Origin of the sequence: Stenotrophomonas sp. GbtcB23, from assembly GCF_019091045.1 — a bacterium.
Taxonomy (GTDB): Bacteria; Pseudomonadota; Gammaproteobacteria; order Xanthomonadales; family Xanthomonadaceae; genus Stenotrophomonas; species Stenotrophomonas rhizophila_A.
Genome location: NZ_JAGXKC010000793.1, coordinates 1 through 228 on the forward strand (window position 1 = coordinate 1; position 228 = coordinate 228).

Annotated in this window: 1 protein-coding gene; it reads right to left on the bottom strand. The window is 54.4% G+C overall.

Features of this window, described 5'->3' with window-relative positions:
- Positions 1-14 precede the first annotated feature (14 nt).
- Positions 15-228 (bottom strand): hypothetical protein (locus KVS69_RS20950; protein WP_217540285.1); only part of this gene is annotated, 214 nt, incomplete at its 5' end.

Below are 228 nucleotides of genomic sequence, written 5' to 3' on the forward strand. Positions count from 1 at the left end.
GACGCCTGTCCGAGCTAAGGTAGCGCATAGTGTTTGATTTGGTTCTGGAATTCGGTCGAGCGCAGCAACGTATTCCTCAACTCCCTACGGTCTTTCAGGGCATAGTGGTTGAGGAAGGTCAGCGCCGATTCCGGCTCACGTCCCAGAATCCACCGGAAGGCTGCGATGACATCCTGTGAATCAATAGTTTCGCGGAGATGATTGCGGCTAGGGTCGTGGATTTTCGCG